Here is a 19,798-nt window from a genome sequence, read left to right as displayed (position 1 = left end):
CCGGGCGACTGCTGGTTTGGGCCTAGACAGCCAACTGGAGTGCCCGCCCATCATTTTCCGCCGGCACGGCGCAGCAGATCAGCGCCTCGCCTTGCCTGACCTCGAACGACGGCTGCTGGGGATAGGCGACTTCGCCTTCCAGAACCCGCGTGCTGCAGCTGCCGCAACTGCCGTTGCGGCAACCATATTCGGGCGAAAGGCCGCGGGTTTCGGCAAGGTCGAGTAGAGTGCCCTCGCCCGGTTGCCAGCGGGCTTCCTTGCCGGAGGCGGCAAAAATCACGCGGACCGATGTGTTGGCGGGCGGCTTCGACACCGTCGGCAATCCTGCGTCGAGGCTGCGGGTCAGCGAAGACAGGCCGAATGTCTCTGCATGGATGCGGGCGTCGGCGACATCAAGCGCACGCAGCCCGTCATAGAGCGATTGCATGAAAGCCCGCGGACCACAGAGATAGAAATCGTAGTCGTCGAAGGGCAGGATCGATTGCAGCAGTGGGATGTCGATGCGCCCGGCGGCGTCGTAATCCTCGCCCTTCCATGCGCCATCCGGTCGGCTGAGCACGCGCGTCAGGCGGATCTTGCCTTGGCCGGCCTTGATGAGGGACGCGGTCTCCTGGTCGAAGGCGCGTTCATCGAGACTGCGGGCGGATTGGAACAGCCATGTCGGGCGGATACGCCGCTTGCGTGAGCCGTCATAAAGGATGTGCCGCAGCATCGCGATCATCGGGGTGATGCCGACGCCGGCCGCAAGCAGCACCGCCGGCCGGCGCTCGGTCGCGTCGATGAAGAAGCTGCCGGCCGGTGCACGGGCCTCGACCATATCGCCGGCGCCGAGGCCATGGAGGAACGAGGAGACGGCGCCGGCGCGTTTGACGCTGATCCGGTAGGCACCGTCGGAGGGGGCGGCCGAAAGCGTGTAGCTGCGAACAATCGCCTTGCCTTCCATCCTGACGCGGAGCGACAGATGCTGGCCGGCACGAAATGGTACCAGTCCCGCGTCGTCAGCCGGCTCAAGGTAGAGCGAGCGGATGGTTGTGCTCTCCGCCTGCGTACGTATGACCCGAAACGGCCGCCATTCTCCGGCGCGTGCTGCGGCGCGCAGGCGTTCCTCCGTCTGCTGCCAATCGCCCGTCATCAGCGAATTGGGTGACCGACCAGCCTCGCCGAACGACCAGCGAAGCGCCGAGCCATCCGGCCGATAGATCACCTGCCGCGGTCGGAAACGCCAGATGCGTTCGGCGCCCTGGAACGCGTCGATTTCCGGCGAGGCGAGGATGACGTCGGCGTCACCCGTCATTTGCAGCATGTCCCCGGTCGTAAAATCGACGAAGAGCAGGCCCGCCTTGGGGTTGAGCATGAAATTGCCAAGCGTGTTGAAAAACAGGTTGCCGGCGAAATCAGGGATCGTCAGCACGCCATCCTCACTGACGCGAACAAAGCCGGTCTTGCCGCCGCGATGCGAGACGTCCACCTGACGCTCGCCGTTGTCGCGGTCGACATAGGAGGCGACGAAGAACGTGTCGGCATTGGCGATGATCAACTTCGCACGGGCATCGAGGCTGTCGAGACGAACGGGATGGGCAATCGGCGGCGCGCTCGGTTCGCGCACGAATGAAAAGTCCCGCAACTGGATATATTGCGGACAGTTGCCGAAGCTCTGGCCGACCGCGACGGTAAAGCGATCGTCATTCATCCGCCGGATTGTGCCGTTCAACCGATTCCGGCGTCGCGTTTCCAGCTGGATGCCGAGCAAGGCGATGGCGTCGCCATCCTCCATGCCCATATCGGCCGGGTCATTCCGGTCGCGCGGCAGCTGAACATCAAGGGCGTGCGCGCCCGGTGCCTGCATGAATCCCGGTTCGCCAGCCTGCAGACTTGCCCAGACATCGCCGGCGGGATCGACGGCTCCAAGCACGATGAAAGGCAACAGCGGATAGAACTGTTGATGCTGCTCGGGCATGAACGTGCGAACGAAATTGCGGCCCGGCGCATCCATACGGTCGACGACGCCGAGGCTGCGTTGAATGGCAAGTTCGCCCTCATGCCAGGGGGACGCGGCGCGGGTCGGCTCGATCTTGTCCGGCATCGGTGGCTTCCTTTCTGACTTAAAGGGCCAGGGCGGAGCAACCCGCCCTGGCAGCGCAATCATGCGGCAAGGCCTGCTGCCGTTTTCTGGAAGCCGACGAAGCCGGGCAGGACTTCGATCCGCCCCAGCCAGTTCCGAACATTGGCATAGCCGTTGAGGTCGACGTTGCCCTCAGGCGCACTCGAGACATAGCTGTAGAGCGCGATGTCGGCGATGGTCGGCCGGCTGCCCAAGAGGAAATCACGCTCAGTGAGTTCGGTCTCGATCAGCTCCAAAATGCGATGCGCTCTCGCGATCACCTCTTCGGGGCGAAGGCTTGCACCGAAGACGGTCACAAGCCGTGCGGCGGCCGGGCCGTAGGCGATCTCGCCGGCGGCGACCGAAAGCCACTTCTGCACCTTCGCTGCGCCGACGGCATCTTCCGGCAGCCAGTCGGTGCGGCCGAGCTTCTTGGCGAGATAGACGATGATGGCGTTGGAGTCGGTTACCACAGTGCCGTCGTCGTCGAGCACCGGAACCTGCCCGAAGGAATTAAGTTTGAGGAAATCCGGCGCCTTGTGGGCCCTTGCCACCAGGTCGACATCGACGAGTTCGTGCGGCACGCCCAGCAGAGCCAGCAAGAGCTGAGCGCGATGCGAGTGGCCCGAAAGCGGGTGGCGGTAGAGTTTCATGGTCATGTTCCCTTTTGGTAACGGCGTCCGTCGATCGGAAGCGCCGGCAGATGCATGATGCGCGTCACTCGGGCAGCGTCTGGCGATAGCGAAAGCCGGATCATCGCAGCTCGTTCGGCGCTCCCGGGCAGTTCGGAATGAACTGCCTTCTTCAGCAACCTATGCCCTTCCAGATTTTGGCTATAGAGTGCCTTCGTGAAAGATGGACTCTCGAATATTGGAAGGCATATGGACCGACTAGATGCAATGACCGTGCTTCTGCGTGTCGTCGAGGGCGGGAGCCTGTCTGCTGCGTCGCGACAATTGCGCATGCCGCTGGCGACAGTCAGTCGCAAGGTTTCGGAGCTTGAAGCCCACCTCGGTGCGCAATTGCTGACCAGGACCAACCGCCGCATCCAGCTGACGGAGGCCGGGCGATCCTATGTCGAAGCGGCGCGGGAAATTCTCGCGCGGGTGGAGGAGGCGGAGCGGGTGGCCGCCGGTGAGTACAGCGCGGTCAAGGGCGACCTGACGATGACGGCGCCGATCGTCTTCGGACGGCTGCACGTGTTGCCCGTCGTCGTCGATTTTCTGAAAGCCAACCCGGAGGTCAACATGCGTCTGTCGCTTGGTGATCGGCTCGTCAGCCTCGTTGACGACCACATCGATTTAGCGCTCAGGATCGGTAATCTGCCGGACAGCAATTTGATAGCCACTAAGCTCGGCACGATAAGGCGCGTCGTCTATGCGAGCCCGGGCTATGTCGCCCGACACGGCCAGCCGGGGGATCCGCACGAGCTTGCCGACCATGATTGCATCACGTTCGAAGGCTTGATGTCGAACCGCACCTGGAGTTTTGTCGATGACAAGGGCGAGATGACCGCACCGATCCGGTCACGCCTTGTGGTGAACACCGCGGAGGCTGCAGTCGACGCGGCGGTTGCCGGCCTCGGCCTGACGCGCGTTCTGTCCTATCAGGCGGCGCGCGCCGTCGCTGAAGGCTTGCTTGTGCCGGTGCTCGAACCTTTCGAGCACCCGGCGCTGCCGGTTCAACTGGTTTATCTGCCGCGGGGCCACGTGCCGATGAAACTCAGGGCCTTTGTCGATTTCGCCGCCCCTCGGCTGAGAGCCGTGCTAAAATGACGACGGCCGCACCTTCTTGCGGATCTTACGCTGATATCACGAGCTGATCTGTGGCGCCTCGCGGATGATGACGCCCCCATCCGCGGTTACCGCATGCGGGTCACGGGTCGACCGAGGCTGATGCATCGCTTGCAGCGGTCGCGGTCGGTGAACGAGCGTGACCAGCACGAAGGACAGGATCATCAGCAGATACCAGGCGCCCAGCTTCTGCAGCGATACCGGTGTCCAGCCGGCGTGCTGCGAGGGATAAATCCAGGCGCGCGACCAGGTTCCGATGTTTTCGGCAAACCAGATGAACAGGGCGATGAGCAGAAAACCAATGAGCAGCGGCATGCGGTGACGGAACCGGAAGACACGGTAGTGCACGGTCGTGCGCCAGAACAGGATCGCGATGATTGCAAACAGCAGATAGCGCAGATCGATGACGAAGTGGTGCGTGAAAAAGTTGGCATAGATGGCGAGAGCCAGCAGCACCGTTGCCCAGCGGGGTGGGTAATGGGTGTAATGCAGGTCGAGAATGCGGGTCACGCGCGCCAGGTAAGAGCCGACGGCCGCATACATGAACCCTGAAAAAAGCGGCACGCCGCCGATGCGAAAGAAACTGGGCTCAGGATAAATCCAGGAACCGACGGAGGTCTTGAAGATCTCCATGAGCGTGCCGACGATATGGAAGATCAGGATAACCTTGGCTTCGGCAATGGTCTCGAGCTTAAAGACCAGCATGAGAAGCTGGATGCCGAGCGCGGCGAGGAAAAGGAAATCGTAACGGGCAAAGCCCATTTCCTCCGGCCAGAACAGCTTGGTGGCGATCATCAGCGCCAGCAGGGTGCCGCCGAAAAGGCATGCGAATGCCTGCTTGATGCCGAAGACCAGCAACTCCGTCAGGCCGCCAAGCAAGCCGCCGGCCGGAAACCGGTCGAGCAGCCGATGCGCGGCCGCATCGATGCGCGCTTCGAGCGAAGTGAACCGTTTATCGTTCGACAACCGAGCCACGCGAATCGCCTCCTTGCCAGTGCCGCTGGTGCGATGCCGAGGCAATGCGGTCGAATTGTGGATCAGCCGGAGCTGGGCGGCCCGGCTGATCCACGCTCTCGCCTACGAGCAGAGTGTCGAACGCTTCGGCTTGTGGGAACCGCTGCTAGCGGAACAGGCTCGGCAGCCACAGGGATAGGCCGGGGATGTAAGTGACGAGCATCAACACGGCGATGCTTGCGCCGAAGAACGGCCAGATCGTGCGCATCGCCTCGCGGATCGAAATGCCGCCGACGGCGCAGCCGACGAAGAGCACGGTGCCGACCGGCGGCGTGTTGAGGCCGATGCCGGCATTCAAGATCATCACCACGCCGAAATGCACCGGGTCGATGCCGAACGCCTTGACGACAGGCAGAAGCACCGGCGTGCTGATGATGACCAGCGGCGCCATGTCCATGAAGGTGCCGAGCAGCAGCAGAATGACGTTGATGAGCAAAAGCACGATGATCGGATTGTCGGAGATCGCGCTGATTGCGGCGACCATACCCTGCTGGACCTGAAGAAACGCCATCAGCCAGCCGAAGGATGCGGCGGTGCCGATCACCAGCAGCACCATTGCGGTGGTGCGCACCGCCTGCAGCACCGCCTCGACGAAGCCTCTCCAATCGAGTTCGCGGTAGACGAGGAGCGCGACGAGCAAGGCGTAGAACACGGCGATGCACGAGCTCTCAGTCGCAGTGAACACGCCCGAGCGCACCCCGCCGAAGATGATGCCGATCAAAAGCAGCCCCGGAAGCGAAGCCAGCAGATAGAAGCCGAGGCGACGCAGGCCGGGGAACGGCTCCGACGGGTAACCCTTTTTTCGTGCCACCACATAGGCCGTGACCATCAGCGCTGCCGCGAGCAACAGGCCGGGGAGGATGCCGGCGGTAAAGAGATCGGCGACCGAGACGTTGCCGCCGGCTGCGATCGAATAGAGGATCATGTTGTGCGAGGGCGGGATCATCAGCGCGATGATCGCCGCGTTGACCGTGACGTTGACGGCATAGCTGCGATCATAACCGCGCGCCGCCATCTGCGGGATCATCAACCCGCCGACGGCGGAGGCGTCGGCAACGGCGGATCCAGAAATACCCCCAAACAGCGTCGAGGCGACGATATTGACCTGGCCGAGGCCGCCGCGCAGATGGCCGACGATGCCGGCGGCGAAGCGGATGAGGCGGTCGGCGATGCCGCCGCGCACCATCAGGTCGCCGGCAAAAATGAAGAACGGGATGGCCATCATCGCAAAGACATTCATGCCGGAGTTCATCTGCTGGAAGACGACGATCGGTGGCAGCCCCATGTAGATGACGGTCGCCAGTGAGGCGATGCCGAGGCAAAACGCGATCGGCATGCCGATCATCATCAGGATCGTGAAGGTGCCGAAGAGAATGCTGTAGGCCACTATGCTGCCTCCTGAATGACGACATCGGCAACGGGTGCCTCGCCCAGCAGAACATCGGCGAGCCGCTCAGCCGCAAACAGTGCGATCAGCAGGCCACCGGCGATCATCGGGAAGAAGTCGACGCCGCCGGGCCACCCGAGCACGGGGATCGTCGCAGCCCAGGTGCCCGCGGCAAGCAGGGTCGAGTAAAAACTCATGGCCAAGCCGAAGAGCACGATCAGGGAGAGGCTGACGAGGTCCATCAGACGCTGCACGGCAGGCGACGCCGAATGGCGTATGAAATCGAGACCCAGATGGACGCTCTCGCGCACACCGACGGCGGCTCCAAGCACGATGAACCAGGACATCAGATGCAGCGACAGCGGTTCCGACCAGCTGGGCGTGTCGTTGAGGACGTAGCGGGCGAAAACCTGCCATCCGACGATCACCGTCATCGTGACGAGACCCAGACCCGAGATGTAGAGCGAGAGCCGGCTGAGCCCGGCAAGCACGAGCCTGACGGCCCGCATGAAACGCCACATTGCCTTATCCTCCGTAGGCTGCCGACGGGAGGAGTGTCCGCTCCATTGGGTCGGACACTCCGTTGATCACGGGATGCCGCTAGTTGATGGCGCGGATCCGCTCAAGCAGGTCCTTCATCTGGGGGTCGGTGACAAAGCGATCGTAGACCGGCTTCATCGCCGCGGAGTACTCGGCCTTGTCGACGGTGATGACGTTGGCGCCGGCCGCACGGACCTTCTCCTCCGATGCCTTTTCCCGGGCCGTCCACAGTTCACGCATCTTCACCACCGATTCCTTCGCTGATTCCTTCAAAACCTTCTGGTCGTCAGGCGAAAGCTTGTCCCAGCTCAGCTTCGAGATCACCAGGATTTCCGGATTGAGGGAATGTTCGGTCAGGGTGTAGTTCTTGGCAACCTCGAAATGCCTGGAGGACTCGTAGGACGGCCAGTTGTTTTCGGCCGCATCGACGACGCCGGTCTCAAGCGACGAATAGACCTCGCCGAAAGGCATCGGCGTTGCGTTGGCGCCGAAGGCTTCCATCATCGCGATCCAGAGATCCGACTGCTGAACGCGAACCTTCATGCCCTTGAGATCGGCCAGCTTCTCGATCGGCTTCTTGGTGGAATAGAACGAGCGCGCGCCGGAATCGTAGAAGGCAAGCCCGATCAGGCCGTGCGGTTCGAAGGCGGCCAGCACCTCGTCGCCGATCGGTCCGTCGACGGTCTTGTGCATATGCTCAGTCGAGCGAAACAGGAATGGAAGCCCGAGCACGACGGTCTGCGGCACCAGGTTGTTGAACGGCGCGGCGTTGACGCGGTTCATGTCGATGACGCCGAAGCGCGTCTGCTCGATCGTGTCCTTTTCGCTGCCAAGTGCTGCATTGTTGGTGACGTCGATCTTGATGCGGCCGTTGGTGCGCTTGGCAACCAGTTCGCCCATGTATTTTACCGCATCAACGGTCGGATAACCGTCCGGGTGGATGTCGGCCGAGCGCAGCGTGATTTCCTGCGCCTGCAGGGTGCCGGCGCCAAGGGCAACGCCCAGGGCCAGGCAAAGCGTTTTTGCGATGTTCATTTTGTCCTCCTCCTTCTTGTAGCGCCGAAGCCTCCTCGCTCCGGACGAATGCGGGTGGCTTCAGGCACCTCCGTCCGTGAATGGCTTCAAGCCAAAGAGCCGTTCAGGGTTTTCGACGAGCACGCGATGACGGACCTCGGCATCGGGCAGCCAGCCCAGAACCGTGTCTGTCAGTTCGGCGTCGTCGGGATAGTCGGCGTTGGTCTTTGCAAGGTTGTGCGGCCAGTTGCTGCCCCACACGATGCGCTCCGGCGCATGTTCGGCAATCGCCCGCGAAAGGGCTGCGACGTCGGCAAAGTCGGGGCCGCCGACCTTTGAGGATTCGTAGACGCCGGCGAACTTGAACCAGCAGTTGCCGCCGTCGATCAGCCGCTTGACCGCGGCGATTTCAGGCCCATCCGGTGCCGCACCGGAGAAAAACTTACCGTGATGGTCGAGAACCCAGCGAGACCTCAGTTTCTTCAGTCTTGGTTCGTGCGCAAGGATGTGGCTGCCGTCGAACTGGATGGCCACCATCCAGTCGCGCGCGGCCGTGCGGTCATCGACGGCTTCGAGCTCGTCAAGGCCGACGGCGCCGCCGGGCAGATCCATGATCCTTGCGCCGATGACCCCTGCGGCCGACAGGGCGTCCAGTCCGGGCTCCGAGGTTTCCGCGCCGAAGGCGGCGACGCCACGGGCCAAAGGTCCCATTGCGTTCAGGCAGGCAATCAGGTTGGCATTGTCACGCTGATGCGCATTGCCTTGGGTGATGATGACCCTGCTTATCCCGAGCCAGCGCATGAGCTTTCTGTATTGATCCGCATCGGGCAGTGAGCCGGCGGGAAGTGCAGGCCCGCCGGCAAGGGCGGGAAAGCCGGGCAGATACATATGCATCTGCGTATCGACCGTGCCTTTTGGCAGCGCGATTTTTGGCGGGCGACCGGAGAGCGTTCTGACCAGCATCTCAATCATCCCTCATCCGGAACTCGGCAAGCGCATCGCGGTCGATTTCGATGCCAAGTCCCGGACCAGTGGGGATTTTGACGACCCCCTGGTCATGCTCGATCGGCGTTTTGATCACCGCCTGCCGGAACGGGTTTTCGGTACGATCGAATTCGAGGATTGGCTCGATCGGATTGACGCGCACCGGGTTGGGTACCATCGATGCCATGAACTGAAGGGCGGCAGCGATATGAACCGCCGTGCCCCAGACATGCGGCACGATGCGGACGCCATGAAGCGCCGCCATGTCGGCGACGCGGCGCGCCTCGGTGAAACCTCCAACGCCGGCCAGGTCGGGCTGGAGGATGTCGACGGCGCGTGTCTCGACCGGCTCGCGCATACCCCAGCGGCTGTGCCAGGTTTCGCCGCCGGCGACCGGTATCGGCTGGCCGGCACGCACCTCGCGATAGGCGCCGAGTTGCTCCGGCACCACCGGTTCCTCGAACCAGTCGATGTCAAGCTCGGCAGCCTTGCGGCCAAACTCGAGCGCTTCGAGCACGTCGTAGCCGTGATTGGCGTCGACCATCAGCCGCATGTCAGGCCCGACGGCCTTGCGAACGGCGCGAACCACTGCGAGATCCTCGCGCACGCCAAAACCGATCTTGATCTTGCTGGCATGAAAGCCCTCAGCGCGATAACGGGCGACTTCCGCGGCATTGTCCTCGATGCGGTCGATGCCATCACGTTTGAAGCTGCCGGTCGCATAGGCCCTTACCGTTTCCCGGAAGCGCCCACCGAGAAGCATCGAGACCGGGACGCCGAAATGTTTGCCCTTGATGTCCCAAAGCGCGATGTCGATGCCCGAGAGGGCTGTCAGCGCCAGGCCGCGCTGCCCCTGGTCGCGCAGCGCATTGTAGAGCCGCGCCCAGATCTTTTCGGTTTCAAGCGGCTCAATGCCCATGAGCCAGGGCGTATAGGCGGCGACCACCGCCGCATTGGGCCTTGCCGGCCCGAGGCATTCGCCCCATCCGGTGGTGCCGTCGTCGCAGACGATCTCCACCAGCACATGGGCGCGCCTGTCGAAGCGCATCGAGGCGCTTTCGAACGGCACCGCAAGGCGATGCTCCAGCAGATGCGTGTGGACGGCTGTGATTTTCATCCTAGCGTTTCCAGGGCGCGATGAGCGTTGCGAGCATGTCTTCTTCCTGCGCCGTCAGGTCGTCGAGCGGCGGACGCACGCCGCCCGCATCAAATCCCTGCAGCCGGACGCCGGCCTTGATCGCGGCGACGGCATAACCCTTGCGGCGGTTGCGGATGGCCATGAACGGGTAGAAGAAATCGCGCAGAATTTCTTCGCAGCGTGTCCGATTGCCGGCGCGCAACGCCTTGTAGAACTCGACCGCGAGCCCCGGCACGAAATTGAAGACGGCGGAAGAATAGGTGGTGAAACCCGCTCCGAGGTAAGCTTCGGCGAAGAGTTCAGCCGTCGGCATACCGCCGAGATAGGTGAGCCGGTCACCCATCGTCGCGGTGATCTGGCGGATGAGGCCGATATCCCCCGTTCCGTCCTTGAAGCCGATGAGGTTGGGGCATTCGTCGCAAAGACGTTTCAAGGTGTCGACCGCCAGCACCGAGTTGTCGCGGTTATAGACCATGACGCCGATGCCGACCGACTGGCAGATCTCTCTCACATGAACGAAGAGACCCTCCTGCGGCGCGTCGATCAGGTAATGCGGCAGAAGCAGGATGCCGTCCGCGCCTGATCTTTCGACCGCGCGCGCCAGTTCCACGCCGATCTCGGTGCCGAAGCCGCACCCGGAAACGATCGCGGTCTTGCCAGCCGCCTCCTTCGCGGCAGCAACGATGCCGGGGATTTCCTTCGGCGAAAGCGAAAAGAACTCGCCGGTTCCACCGGCAGCAAACAGCACCGGAGCATCGAAGCCGGACAGCCATTCGACATGCCGACGGTAGCTCTCGGGATGGAACTTTCGCTCGGCATCAAAATGCGTCACGGGGAATGACAACAGGCCGGCGCCAAGCGCGGCCTTGATTTCTTGCGGCGTCATGCTGGATTTCCTCTGCCTGCCTCCTCCGGCAAAGTTGTCGTACATGTATGATGAGCTTGTGTCAATAAATTATCGTACAGGTTTGCGCTGTTCGCGAAGCAGCGTCCGGTAGCGCGCCTGGCTACCGCGCAGATGGCGTCGCATCGCCTCGCGCGCGCCCTCTTCGTCACCGTTCGATATGGCGACGACGATGTCGTTGTGCTCATTGTCAAGCATGGCGATATAGGCGGATTGGTCCTGTTCGCTGTCGTCGTTGCGCAGAGCCCCGCGCGGGATGACGTTTCTGCCGATCATCGCCAGGAACTCGCGGAAACGCGGGTTATTGGTGGCCTCAGCTATGGCGAGGTGCAGGGCGAAATCGGCCTCGACGCTGGATACCCCGGCATTCAGGCAGGCGCGCACCGCATAGTGCCGTTCGATGATCACCTCTTCCTGCGCCGGCGACCGGCGAAGCGCGGCAAGCCCTGCGGCTTCTACCTCCACGGCCGTTCGCAACTCCAAAAGTTCGATCATCGAGGATACGCGCGCCGGGTCGACATCCTGCAGCGAGAGCGATACGGGGCCGGCGGCGGGCGGGGTCTCGAGTACGAAGACACCGGCGCCCTGGCGCGCCTCGACCAGCCGGTCCGCCCGAAGCGCGGCGATCGCCTCGCGCACGACCGTGCGGCTGACGCCGTGGGCCTCGGAGAGTTGCGCCTCGCTCGGCAGCTTGCTGCCCGGTGGAAACTGACCCGCAGCGATCGCCCGCCGCAACGTGTCGCCGAGCCTCGACGTCAACGTGCCTGTTCCGGTGCCCGGCTCCAGCTTCGTTTGAACGCTCATCTCGTCTCCTTCTTGCGGTCGTTGGCATATCTGCCGGCTCGCACTGTCCAACCTGTATGCCAAATTAATCGGGCTGTGGCACCACATATCCGATTTATTGACGTCATTGTATCAACCTGTATGATGAGTTGGGCTGAAATGCAATGCATCGATCCCGGCGGCACGGCGCGCCGGTTACGGAGGACGGGACTTGAAGCGATTGTTGATCACGGGTGCGGCGGGGGCATTGGGTCGCGCCATGCGGGGGCGTGTGGCCCATCTGGCCGAGGTCGTGCGCCTCTCGGATATTGCCGATCTTGGCACTGTGGCGGCACATGAGGAGATCATGTCGTGCGATCTCGGTGATGCAGCCGCTGTGCATCGGCTGGTCGAGGGCTGCGACGCCATTCTTCATCTCGGCGGGATCTCGGTCGAGGACAAGTTCTCCAAGATCCTCAATGCGAACCTGCTGGGTCTCTACAACCTCTATGAGGCAGCACGGGCGCATGGTCAGCCGCGCATCCTCTTTGCCAGTTCGAACCATACCGTCGGCTTCTACCGGCAGGACGAGCATGTGGAAACGGATGCGCCGATGCGCCCGGATGGCCTCTATGGCGTGTCGAAATGTTTCGGCGAGGCATTGGCTCGGATGTATTTCGAGAAATTCGGGCAAGAGACAGCCCTGGTTCGGATCGGCAGTTGCATGGAGAAGCCAACCAATCACCGCATGCTGTCGACCTGGATGTCCTATGACGATTTTGCCGCGCTGATCGCCTGCGTCTTCAGGGCGCCTATGCTCGGATGCCCGGTCCTATGGGGCATCTCGGACAATGACAGCCGCTGGTGGGATAATTCGCACGCCGCCTATCTCGGCTGGCGGCCGCGCGATAATGCCGAGCGCTTCCGCGCTGAGCTCGAGCTCTCCCCCGGCCGGCCGGAAGCATCGTCGCCGCTTGCGGTCTACCAGGGTGGAATGTTCACACAGGACCCGGTCTTTACCGAGGACTAACAGGTCGGGATTAGAGCCTCGCCTCGGCCACCGGCTGCGGCGTGGCCTGCCGGTATGCTAACGCTCTGCAGAGGGCGGGCGGACATGCCTGGCATAGGTCCGTCCGACCCGGATTTCGCTTCCGTCCGATAGCAGTGCGATCAAGGCGGCAAAGGGAGCCTGCCGCAAGCCGACGATACAATGGCGCCGAACGATCGAGCTTCTGTGGAGCCGGAGAAATTCCGTCGGGTCCAGCCGGCCTTCGAGTGACGCCAGGCTCTCGTGGTGCAGGTAGGATTTGTTCTCGGTGTGAATGCGCACATAGTCGCGCTCCGCCTGGAACCGCACCACGCGATCGAGCCCGATGCGAATGAACTCGCCTCTTGCCTTCACCCAGATATCGGCGACCTGCGCTTCCTGCTTGCGAAGCGCCTGCCGGAGCGCCCGCACGGCTTCGTTGAGTTCCAGCACGCGTTCGGCGCTTGTTCGTGCCGCAATCGCCATGCGGGCCCGATCGATCGCAGTTCGTAGACGATTGGGCTCGATCGGTTTGGTGACATAGTCGACCGCGGCGGCCTCGAAGGCGCGAAGGGCATAGTGGTCGAAGGCGGTCACGAAAACGACGGCAGGTGCGTTGTTGCCCAGCCGTTCCAAAATGTCGAAGCCGGTGCCGCCGGGCATCTGGATGTCCAGCAGGATCACATCCGGCAAAAGTTCGGCGACGAGAACGCAGGCCTGCTGCACATTGCCTGCCGTCCCGACGATCTTGATCCCGGGCATGGCCCCGAGCAGGCGTATAAGGCGGCGCCGCGCCAGGGGCTCGTCATCGATGACGAGGATCGACAGGGGCTCTATCTGGACTTCGTTCATGCGAGCCTCAGGGGCATTGTGATTGCTGCTCTGAAACGCTTGGGCGTTATAAGGCCGGATACACAGGCGCCGACGCCTGGAAAGCGCGCCTGCACCCGATCGGCGACATTCTTGAGACCGATCCCGGTGCCGGAAGACTGGCGTCGCCCGCCCCCGGTCTCCGGCGCGATATCGTTTTCGACGGCGATCTCGAGCGCATGGCCGACCTTGGCCGCGCTGATGACGATCTCAACCTGATCAGGAGAGCGGCCGACGCCGTGTTTCACGGCGTTCTCGATCAAGGGCTGCAGGATCAGGCTTGGCACCAGAGCCTCTTCCAGGCCATCGGCGATGTCCATCCGCAGCTTCATCCGGTCGGAGTAACGCTCGCCTTCGATATGCAGATATCCGGTTTGCAGGGCGAGTTCATCCGCGAGCCGCACGTCGTGCAGCGGGTCGAGCTCCAACGTCGTGCGCAGAAAGTTCGAAAGCGACATCACCATGCGGGTCGCTGCCATGGTCTGCCCTTCCTCGATCAGGCCGGTGATGGAGTTCAGCGTATTGAACAGAAAGTGCGGATTGACCTGGTATCGGAGCGCACGCATTTGCGCGGCCAATGCCTCCTCGCGCGAGATCGCCAGGCGCCGTTCGCGCTCACGCAGCTCGAAGCTGTAGAGCAGCGCGACGAAGAAGAACGACCACCCCACGAACGTCGCCATGCTGTAGACGAGCGTGTAACCGGTATTCGTCCAGTCGACCGCGAGCGGGTCGGGACGCACGAATAAAACATAGAGCAGGAAGTCGATGCCGGTATTGGCAAAGGCGGCAATGAGAGAGGTCGAGAATCCAACGACGATCTTGGTGGCGATATGCCGGTGCCTGACCCGAAACATCGCCGCCGCGATACCGTAGGAAAGAGCCATGCCACAGGACATCAGCAGCAATTTGCCGGGGGCAGACACGATCGGATCGATTCCGAGTATGCCCCAAAGGATACTGCTGATGAGGAATTCCACGAACCAATAGAGAAAACCAAGCCAGAGCGTCGTGCGCCGAACGCTGCCGATATAGGCGCTTTCGTCCGGCGATTTTGTTTCGTCCTTGGGTTTCATGCCATTTTTATCGTTCAACCGGCCGCCAATGTCGATTGCCGTTCGTCGGCGAAATCAAGCCGTTTGCAGAAAGTCCTGACCTTTCAGGCGCTGCCATTTGCCGCTTGCGGAATGCAAATCCCCTTGCTTTTACCGGCTTGCCGCTCCGCGGAGGCCTTAGGGTCATGCCAGCCTCAAGGGCATGGTGATCGCCGCCCGAAAGCGGTGCGGTGCGACAAGACCGGAGATGAAGGCCCCCATCTCGGGAAATCGGGCCCTGATGCGGTCGGCGACATTCTTGAGGCCTGTTCCCGTTCCCGGAGGCTTTTTGGTCGCGCATTGCGGTTCGATCGTCAGGTCGTTTTCGACGGAAAGCTCGAGGGTTTCACCGTGACGTGCCGCGCTGATCAGGATTTCGACCGCACCGGCCGAACTGCCGACGCCGTGTTTCACCGCATTCTCGATCAGCGGCTGGAGAATGAGGCTCGGCACGAGCGCCTGCTCCAGGCCGGGTGCGATGTCAAGCTTCAGTCGCATGCGGTCCGAGAAGCGCTCGCCCTCGATGTTGAGATAGCCGATCTGCAGTGCCAGTTCGTCGGCGAGACAGACGTCCTGCATTGGGTCGAGTTCGAGCGTCGTGCGCAGGAAGGAGGAGAGCGACAGCACCATGCGGCCCGCCGCCGTCGAAGAACCTTCCTCGATCAGCCCGGCGATCGAATTCAAGGTGTTGAACAGGAAGTGCGGGTTGACTTGGTAGCGCAGCGCCCGCATCTGCGCCGTTAACGCCTCTTCTCGCGTCAAGGCCAGGCGCCGTTCGCGTTCGCGCAACTCGAAATTGGAGAGAAGCGCAATGTAGAAGAAAGCCCATCCGTGGAACAGCGCCACGCAATAGATGACGGTATAAGCGACATTGGTCCAGTTGACGTCCACCGGATCGCCATGCTCGATAAGAAAGTGGCAGGCGAGGTCGACGCCGGCGTTGATCACTGCCGCGACGAGCGACAAGGCGGAGCCGACCAAGAGCTTGAAGAGAATGGAACGCTCCCTGCACCTGAAGAGCGTGGCTGCCATCGCATAGGACATCAGCGTGCCGTTCAACACCAGGATCAAGGTGATCGGCGCAACTTCTATTGGGTCATATCCGAGGACTGCCCATAGTACGCTGGTGATAACGCCCTGCATGAATTGATAGAGGAAGCCGAAGGAAAGCGTCGCACGGCGAACACCTGCGGTATACTGAGTCTCTTCCGGCGAAGCCGTGTCATTTCCTCGTGCCATGTGGGTTTATCCCTCAGGCCGAGATGGTTGTCGATTGCCGTTCGTCGGCGAAATCGAGCCGTTCGCAGAAAGCCCCAACCATTGGGCGCTGCAATTTGCCGTTCGCAGAAAGCAGAATTCTCCCCTTTCCCCGCCTTGCTATAGCGCCCGATGACCCGCAAGCCCCCGGCTCGTATTCGCCTGGGGGTTGTGCGCTGACGAACGCAAATGAAAAGGGGCAGACATTGAATACCTGTGTGAAGGCGGACGTTTTGAGGATTAACCTTCTGAGTTCGACTGCGCTTGGACGCGCCGGTCTTGTGTCGATCATGCTGGCGGCCGTACCGTTCGGCCCGTCGCCGGCGAAGGCGGCCGGATTGCTCGTTCCAAACGACACGACCTGGACCACCGACCATACGATCAACGGCAATCTCGTGATCCGCGGCGGTTCCAGTGGCGCTACTCTGACGATCAAGGACGGCGCCTCCGTCGAGAGCAAGGGCGGCTACATCGCTGACGGCAAGGGCTCGGTCGGAACGGTCGTCGTCTCCGGTCCCGGCTCGACCTGGGATATCGTCGATCCAGATCCGCGCGGCTACCGCGTGCTTTTCGTCGGGGGTTTCGAGGGCGGCATCTACGGCGGCAAGGGCACGCTGATCGTCGAGAATGGCGGCAAAGTCTCCGCCAAGGAGACCTACATCGGCGCCTTGCAGGAAGGCGACGGAACGCTCGTGGTGCGCGGTGCCGGCTCCATGCTCAGTACCGATTTTCTGGGGGTTGCCTTCGGCGCGCTGACGCTCAACACTGGCGCGGTCAGGATCGAGGACGGTGGCGTCATCAACTCCAACAAGGCCATTTTCGAGAACGGCACGGTTCTGGTGAGCGGCGAGAATTCGCGCTGGATCAACGCCGGCGACTTTACGATCGGCGACAGCTTCACGATCGAGAAGGGCGCCGTGGTCTCGACCAACACCGCGACCCTCCGGGAGGATGAGAGCGTCAACACCATTCATGTGTCTGTCGACGGCGCTGGCAGCGAGTTCAAGGTCAATGATAAGCTGACGATTGGTGAGGCCGGAGACGTCAACCTTTCGGTCGCTAACGGCGCAAAGCTGTCAGCGGGCGGTGGTATCGTCCTTTCTGGCGTCGGTGGTGCGATCCGGGAAGGCATGGGCAGCCTTTCGATCGGCGGCAAGGTCGATATGGATCGTGTCGGCGGTCCGATCGCTCGGCAGGCGCAGGCGGCCGGTACGGTCGATCCCTCCTCGAAGATCGATTTCGGCCCAAGGAAGGGCCACGTCAATTTCAACCACACGAACACCGGCTATGAATTTGCCAACACGATCGGTGGCCAAGGGTCGATCAACAATTTCTCCGGCGAAACGACCGTGAGCGGCGACCTGACGAAGTTCCACGGCAAGGTGAACGTCTCCGGCGGTAAGCTGGTTCTCAAGAGCAACCTCGACACAATCGATAACGACGCGGACACGGGCCCCTTGGACTACAGCACGACCCGGTTCGACGTGAAGGATGGAACGCTGATCGTCGATGGCGAAGCGGGAAGAGTGCAGACAACTTTTCTTGGCGGAAAGACCTACACCAATTCCGTCGTCGTCTGGGGGGAAACGCTGAACCGCATTGGCAATCCGACATCGACGGCTTTCGGTCGCCTTGGCGGTTCCGGCACCATCGGTGACACAGCGATCGACAAGAGAGCGGTCATTGCGCCGGGAAACAATTCGACCGGCACGCTGACGATCATGGGGCAACTGGAAATGAGCGACGGCTCGATCTACGAGGCCGACATCGCAGGCGACGGTCGCTCCGACAGGATCGCCGTCAAGGGCCTGCAGAACGGTGTGCGGGGCGACGGCGTCGCGACGATCGGCAATGGCGTCAATGTCGAGGTGACGGCGCTCAATGCCAATACCAGCTATCAGAACGGCCAGACCTATACCATTCTGACCGCCGACAACGGCGTCGACGGCCAGTTTGCCCAGGCGATTTCGAAGTCCGCCTTTCTCGATGTCACGCTGGAGCAGAAGGACAAGCAGGTCGACCTCAAGATCGCGATCAAGGATACGGGTACTCCTAATCCTGGTAATCCCAATCCTGGTAATCCCAACCCCGGTAATCCAAATCCCGGCAACCCGAACCCTGGCAATCCCAACCCTGGAAACCCGAACCCGGGCACGCCGGGCACGTCGGCCAAGTTCGAACGCGTGGCCATCAGCGGCAATCAGAGGAACACGGCGCTCGCCCTCAACACGCTCGCGCAGAGCGGGCCATCGCTCGCGCTTTACAACAGTCTCCTGGCGCTCGACGCCGCAAATGCGCGCGGTGCTTTCGAAAAGCTGTCCGGGGAGGTCCATGCCTCGGCGCAGACCGCGCTGATCAACGACAGCAGCCTGCTGCGCAACGCGGCTAACGACCGCATTCGCGACGCTTTCGGCGACGTCGCTGCTGCCAATGTCCCGGTTCTGGCCTACGGGCCGGAGGACAAGATCACGACCGGTGCGGTCGGGGCGATCAACGCGGTCGCTGTCCCGCCGCCGGCTATGGTCGGCTGGGGGCAGGTGTTCGGCTCCTGGACCAATAGCGATGGCAACGGCAATGCCGGTCAGCTTGATCAGTCGACGGGCGGTTTCATCACCGGCTTTGATGCTGCCGTCTCGGACAATGCGTTGATCGGCATCATGGCCGGCTATAGCCGGACGAATTTCGATGTCGACAGCCGTGGTTCGAGCGGCGACAGCGATAACTACCATCTCGGCGTCTACAGCGGCGGTCGCTGGGGCGATGTCGCGCTGCGGTCAGGCCTTGCCTATACCTGGCATTCGATCAACACGTCCCGGACCGTCGCCTTCCCGGGCTTCAGCGATCAGTTGAAGGCCGACTATGATGCCGGGACGTTCCAGGCATTCGGCGAAGTTGGCTACCGCATCGACCTGCCAAGCATGGCGCTCGAGCCCTTCGCCAACCTCGCCTATGTCAGCCTGCACACCGACGGATTCAACGAACGTGGTGCTGCAGCGGCTCTGTCGAGCAGGAGCAACACGACCGATACGACCTTCACGACGCTCGGCCTTCGAGCCTCTGCACCTCTCAGCCTAGGCACTGAGGCGAAGGTGCGGGGCATGCTCGGCTGGCAGCACGCCTTTGGCGACACGACGCCCTTCTCGACGATGGCTTTCGGGACGGGCAATGCCTTCTCGGTTGCAGGTACGCCGATCGCCGAAGATGCGGCGATCATCGAGGCCGGCATAGACTTCGCGCTGACCGCCAATGCGAGCCTCGGTATCACCTACACCGGCCAGTTTGGCTCCGGCACGACACAGAATGCCGTCGATGCCAAGCTTGATGTGCGCTTCTGATGCGGCTTCTACGCTGGGCCACACTCTTGCTGATGGTGACGATCGTCGCCATCAGCCCGCTCCATGCGCAACAGGCGTCGAAGGACGGGCCGGCTCCTTCATCGCTCGCCGAAACCTATGACGACTGGAGTGTCGCCTGTTCAACGACAGACGGCAATCGCAGGTGCGTTCTATCGCAACGCCAGTTTCATGAGAGCGGGCAGCGTGTTCTGACACTGGAACTGGAATCAGTCGACGATGCTGCCGTCCAGGGCCAGCTTGCGCTGCCCTTCGGCCTCTATCTGGACAAGGGTGTCTCCCTTGGGGTCGATGATGCCACGGGCAGCAAGCCCTCGCGGTTTCGCACCTGCATGCCGGTCGGATGCATCGTTGCACTGACGTTCAATGAGGAGACGATCAAGCTGCTGCGTGGTGGCAAGGTGCTGAAGCTCATAGCCTTTGCCAGCGACACCGAGAAGCAGGTGAGTTTTTCGATCTCGCTCAAGGGGTTCGGAGCCGCCCTCGATCGAACCATTGTTTTGATGCAGAAGGCTTAGGCAAAGCTTTTTTTGACCGCGGTTGGCAGCGTGCCAACCGCCGGC

Annotated in this window: 17 protein-coding genes; 4 read left to right on the top strand and 13 right to left on the bottom strand. The window is 62.1% G+C overall.

The window, feature by feature from the left end; all coding sequences use genetic code 11:
- Positions 1–22 precede the first annotated feature (22 nt).
- Both ABIE33_RS27000 and ABIE33_RS26995 read right to left on the bottom strand, forming a co-directional pair.
- Complete coding sequence (locus ABIE33_RS27000; RefSeq protein ID WP_429130859.1) at positions 23–2,083, bottom strand: pyridoxamine 5'-phosphate oxidase family protein; 2,061 nt, start codon at positions 2,081–2,083, stop codon at positions 23–25.
- Positions 2,084–2,142: 59 nt separating this feature from the next.
- Positions 2,143–2,754, bottom strand: a complete 612-nt coding sequence (locus ABIE33_RS26995; protein ID WP_429130858.1) for a glutathione S-transferase family protein — start codon at positions 2,752–2,754, stop codon at positions 2,143–2,145.
- A 228-nt stretch (positions 2,755–2,982) separates the two neighbouring features.
- Between ABIE33_RS26995 and ABIE33_RS26990 the strand changes: the two genes are divergently transcribed.
- Positions 2,983–3,876, top strand: a complete 894-nt coding sequence (locus ABIE33_RS26990; RefSeq protein WP_429130857.1) for a LysR family transcriptional regulator — start codon at positions 2,983–2,985, stop codon at positions 3,874–3,876.
- A 36-nt stretch (positions 3,877–3,912) separates the two neighbouring features.
- Here the strand turns inward: ABIE33_RS26990 and ABIE33_RS26985 are convergent, their stop codons facing one another.
- The 8 genes from ABIE33_RS26985 to ABIE33_RS26950 all read right to left on the bottom strand — a co-directional run bounded on the left by ABIE33_RS26985 (position 3,913) and on the right by ABIE33_RS26950 (position 11,679).
- On the bottom strand, positions 3,913–4,860 hold the full coding sequence (locus ABIE33_RS26985) for a DUF817 domain-containing protein (protein ID WP_429130916.1): 948 nt from the start codon (positions 4,858–4,860) through the stop codon (positions 3,913–3,915).
- Between the two features lie 154 nt (positions 4,861–5,014).
- Positions 5,015–6,295, bottom strand: coding sequence for a TRAP transporter large permease (locus tag ABIE33_RS26980; RefSeq protein WP_429130856.1), 1,281 nt, complete (start codon positions 6,293–6,295; stop codon positions 5,015–5,017).
- Positions 6,295–6,816: a TRAP transporter small permease gene (locus tag ABIE33_RS26975; protein ID WP_429130855.1), complete on the bottom strand. Its 522-nt coding sequence runs from the start codon at positions 6,814–6,816 to the stop codon at positions 6,295–6,297. Before ABIE33_RS26975 ends, ABIE33_RS26980 begins: the two co-directional genes overlap by 1 nt.
- A gap of 79 nt (positions 6,817–6,895) precedes the next feature.
- Positions 6,896–7,870: a TRAP transporter substrate-binding protein gene (locus tag ABIE33_RS26970; protein WP_429130854.1), complete on the bottom strand. Its 975-nt coding sequence runs from the start codon at positions 7,868–7,870 to the stop codon at positions 6,896–6,898.
- A gap of 60 nt (positions 7,871–7,930) precedes the next feature.
- Entirely contained in the window at positions 7,931–8,812 is an 882-nt protein-coding gene (locus ABIE33_RS26965) for an amidohydrolase family protein (RefSeq protein ID WP_429130853.1), read from the bottom strand.
- A gap of 1 nt (position 8,813) precedes the next feature.
- Complete coding sequence (locus ABIE33_RS26960; RefSeq protein ID WP_429130852.1) at positions 8,814–9,950, bottom strand: mandelate racemase/muconate lactonizing enzyme family protein; 1,137 nt, start codon at positions 9,948–9,950, stop codon at positions 8,814–8,816.
- Position 9,951: 1 nt separating this feature from the next.
- Positions 9,952–10,857: a 5-dehydro-4-deoxyglucarate dehydratase gene (gene kdgD, locus ABIE33_RS26955; protein WP_429130851.1), complete on the bottom strand. Its 906-nt coding sequence runs from the start codon at positions 10,855–10,857 to the stop codon at positions 9,952–9,954.
- Between the two features lie 69 nt (positions 10,858–10,926).
- On the bottom strand, positions 10,927–11,679 hold the full coding sequence (locus ABIE33_RS26950) for a FadR/GntR family transcriptional regulator (RefSeq protein ID WP_429130850.1): 753 nt from the start codon (positions 11,677–11,679) through the stop codon (positions 10,927–10,929).
- Between the two features lie 190 nt (positions 11,680–11,869).
- Between ABIE33_RS26950 and ABIE33_RS26945 the strand changes: the two genes are divergently transcribed.
- A complete protein-coding gene (locus ABIE33_RS26945; protein WP_429130849.1) occupies positions 11,870–12,667 on the top strand; it encodes an NAD-dependent epimerase/dehydratase family protein in 798 nt (265 codons plus the stop codon).
- A 57-nt stretch (positions 12,668–12,724) separates the two neighbouring features.
- Here ABIE33_RS26945 and ABIE33_RS26940 read toward each other — a convergent pair whose 3' ends face one another.
- The 3 genes from ABIE33_RS26940 to ABIE33_RS26930 form a co-directional block, all read right to left on the bottom strand.
- Positions 12,725–13,516 (bottom strand): LytR/AlgR family response regulator transcription factor, encoded by a 792-nt coding sequence (locus tag ABIE33_RS26940; RefSeq protein WP_429130848.1) that lies wholly within the window; start codon positions 13,514–13,516, stop codon positions 12,725–12,727.
- Positions 13,513–14,607, bottom strand: a complete 1,095-nt coding sequence (locus ABIE33_RS26935; RefSeq protein WP_429130847.1) for a sensor histidine kinase — start codon at positions 14,605–14,607, stop codon at positions 13,513–13,515. The genes ABIE33_RS26940 and ABIE33_RS26935 overlap by 4 nt, the downstream gene beginning before the upstream one ends.
- Positions 14,608–14,769: 162 nt before the next feature.
- Complete coding sequence (locus tag ABIE33_RS26930) at positions 14,770–15,864, bottom strand: sensor histidine kinase (RefSeq protein ID WP_429130846.1); 1,095 nt, start codon at positions 15,862–15,864, stop codon at positions 14,770–14,772.
- Between the two features lie 251 nt (positions 15,865–16,115).
- Between ABIE33_RS26930 and ABIE33_RS26925 the strand changes: the two genes are divergently transcribed.
- Entirely contained in the window at positions 16,116–19,217 is a 3,102-nt protein-coding gene (locus tag ABIE33_RS26925; RefSeq protein WP_429130845.1) for an autotransporter domain-containing protein, read from the top strand.
- A complete protein-coding gene (locus tag ABIE33_RS26920) occupies positions 19,217–19,753 on the top strand; it encodes an invasion associated locus B family protein (protein ID WP_429130844.1) in 537 nt (178 codons plus the stop codon). The genes ABIE33_RS26925 and ABIE33_RS26920 overlap by 1 nt, the downstream gene beginning before the upstream one ends.
- Positions 19,754–19,798 lie beyond the last annotated feature (45 nt).

The organism is Ensifer sp. 4252, assembly GCF_050434565.1.
In the GTDB taxonomy this organism is placed as follows: Bacteria; Pseudomonadota; Alphaproteobacteria; order Rhizobiales; family Rhizobiaceae; genus Ensifer.
Note: the sequence above shows the minus strand (reverse complement) of the source record. Positions and strands in the feature narration are given on the sequence as shown.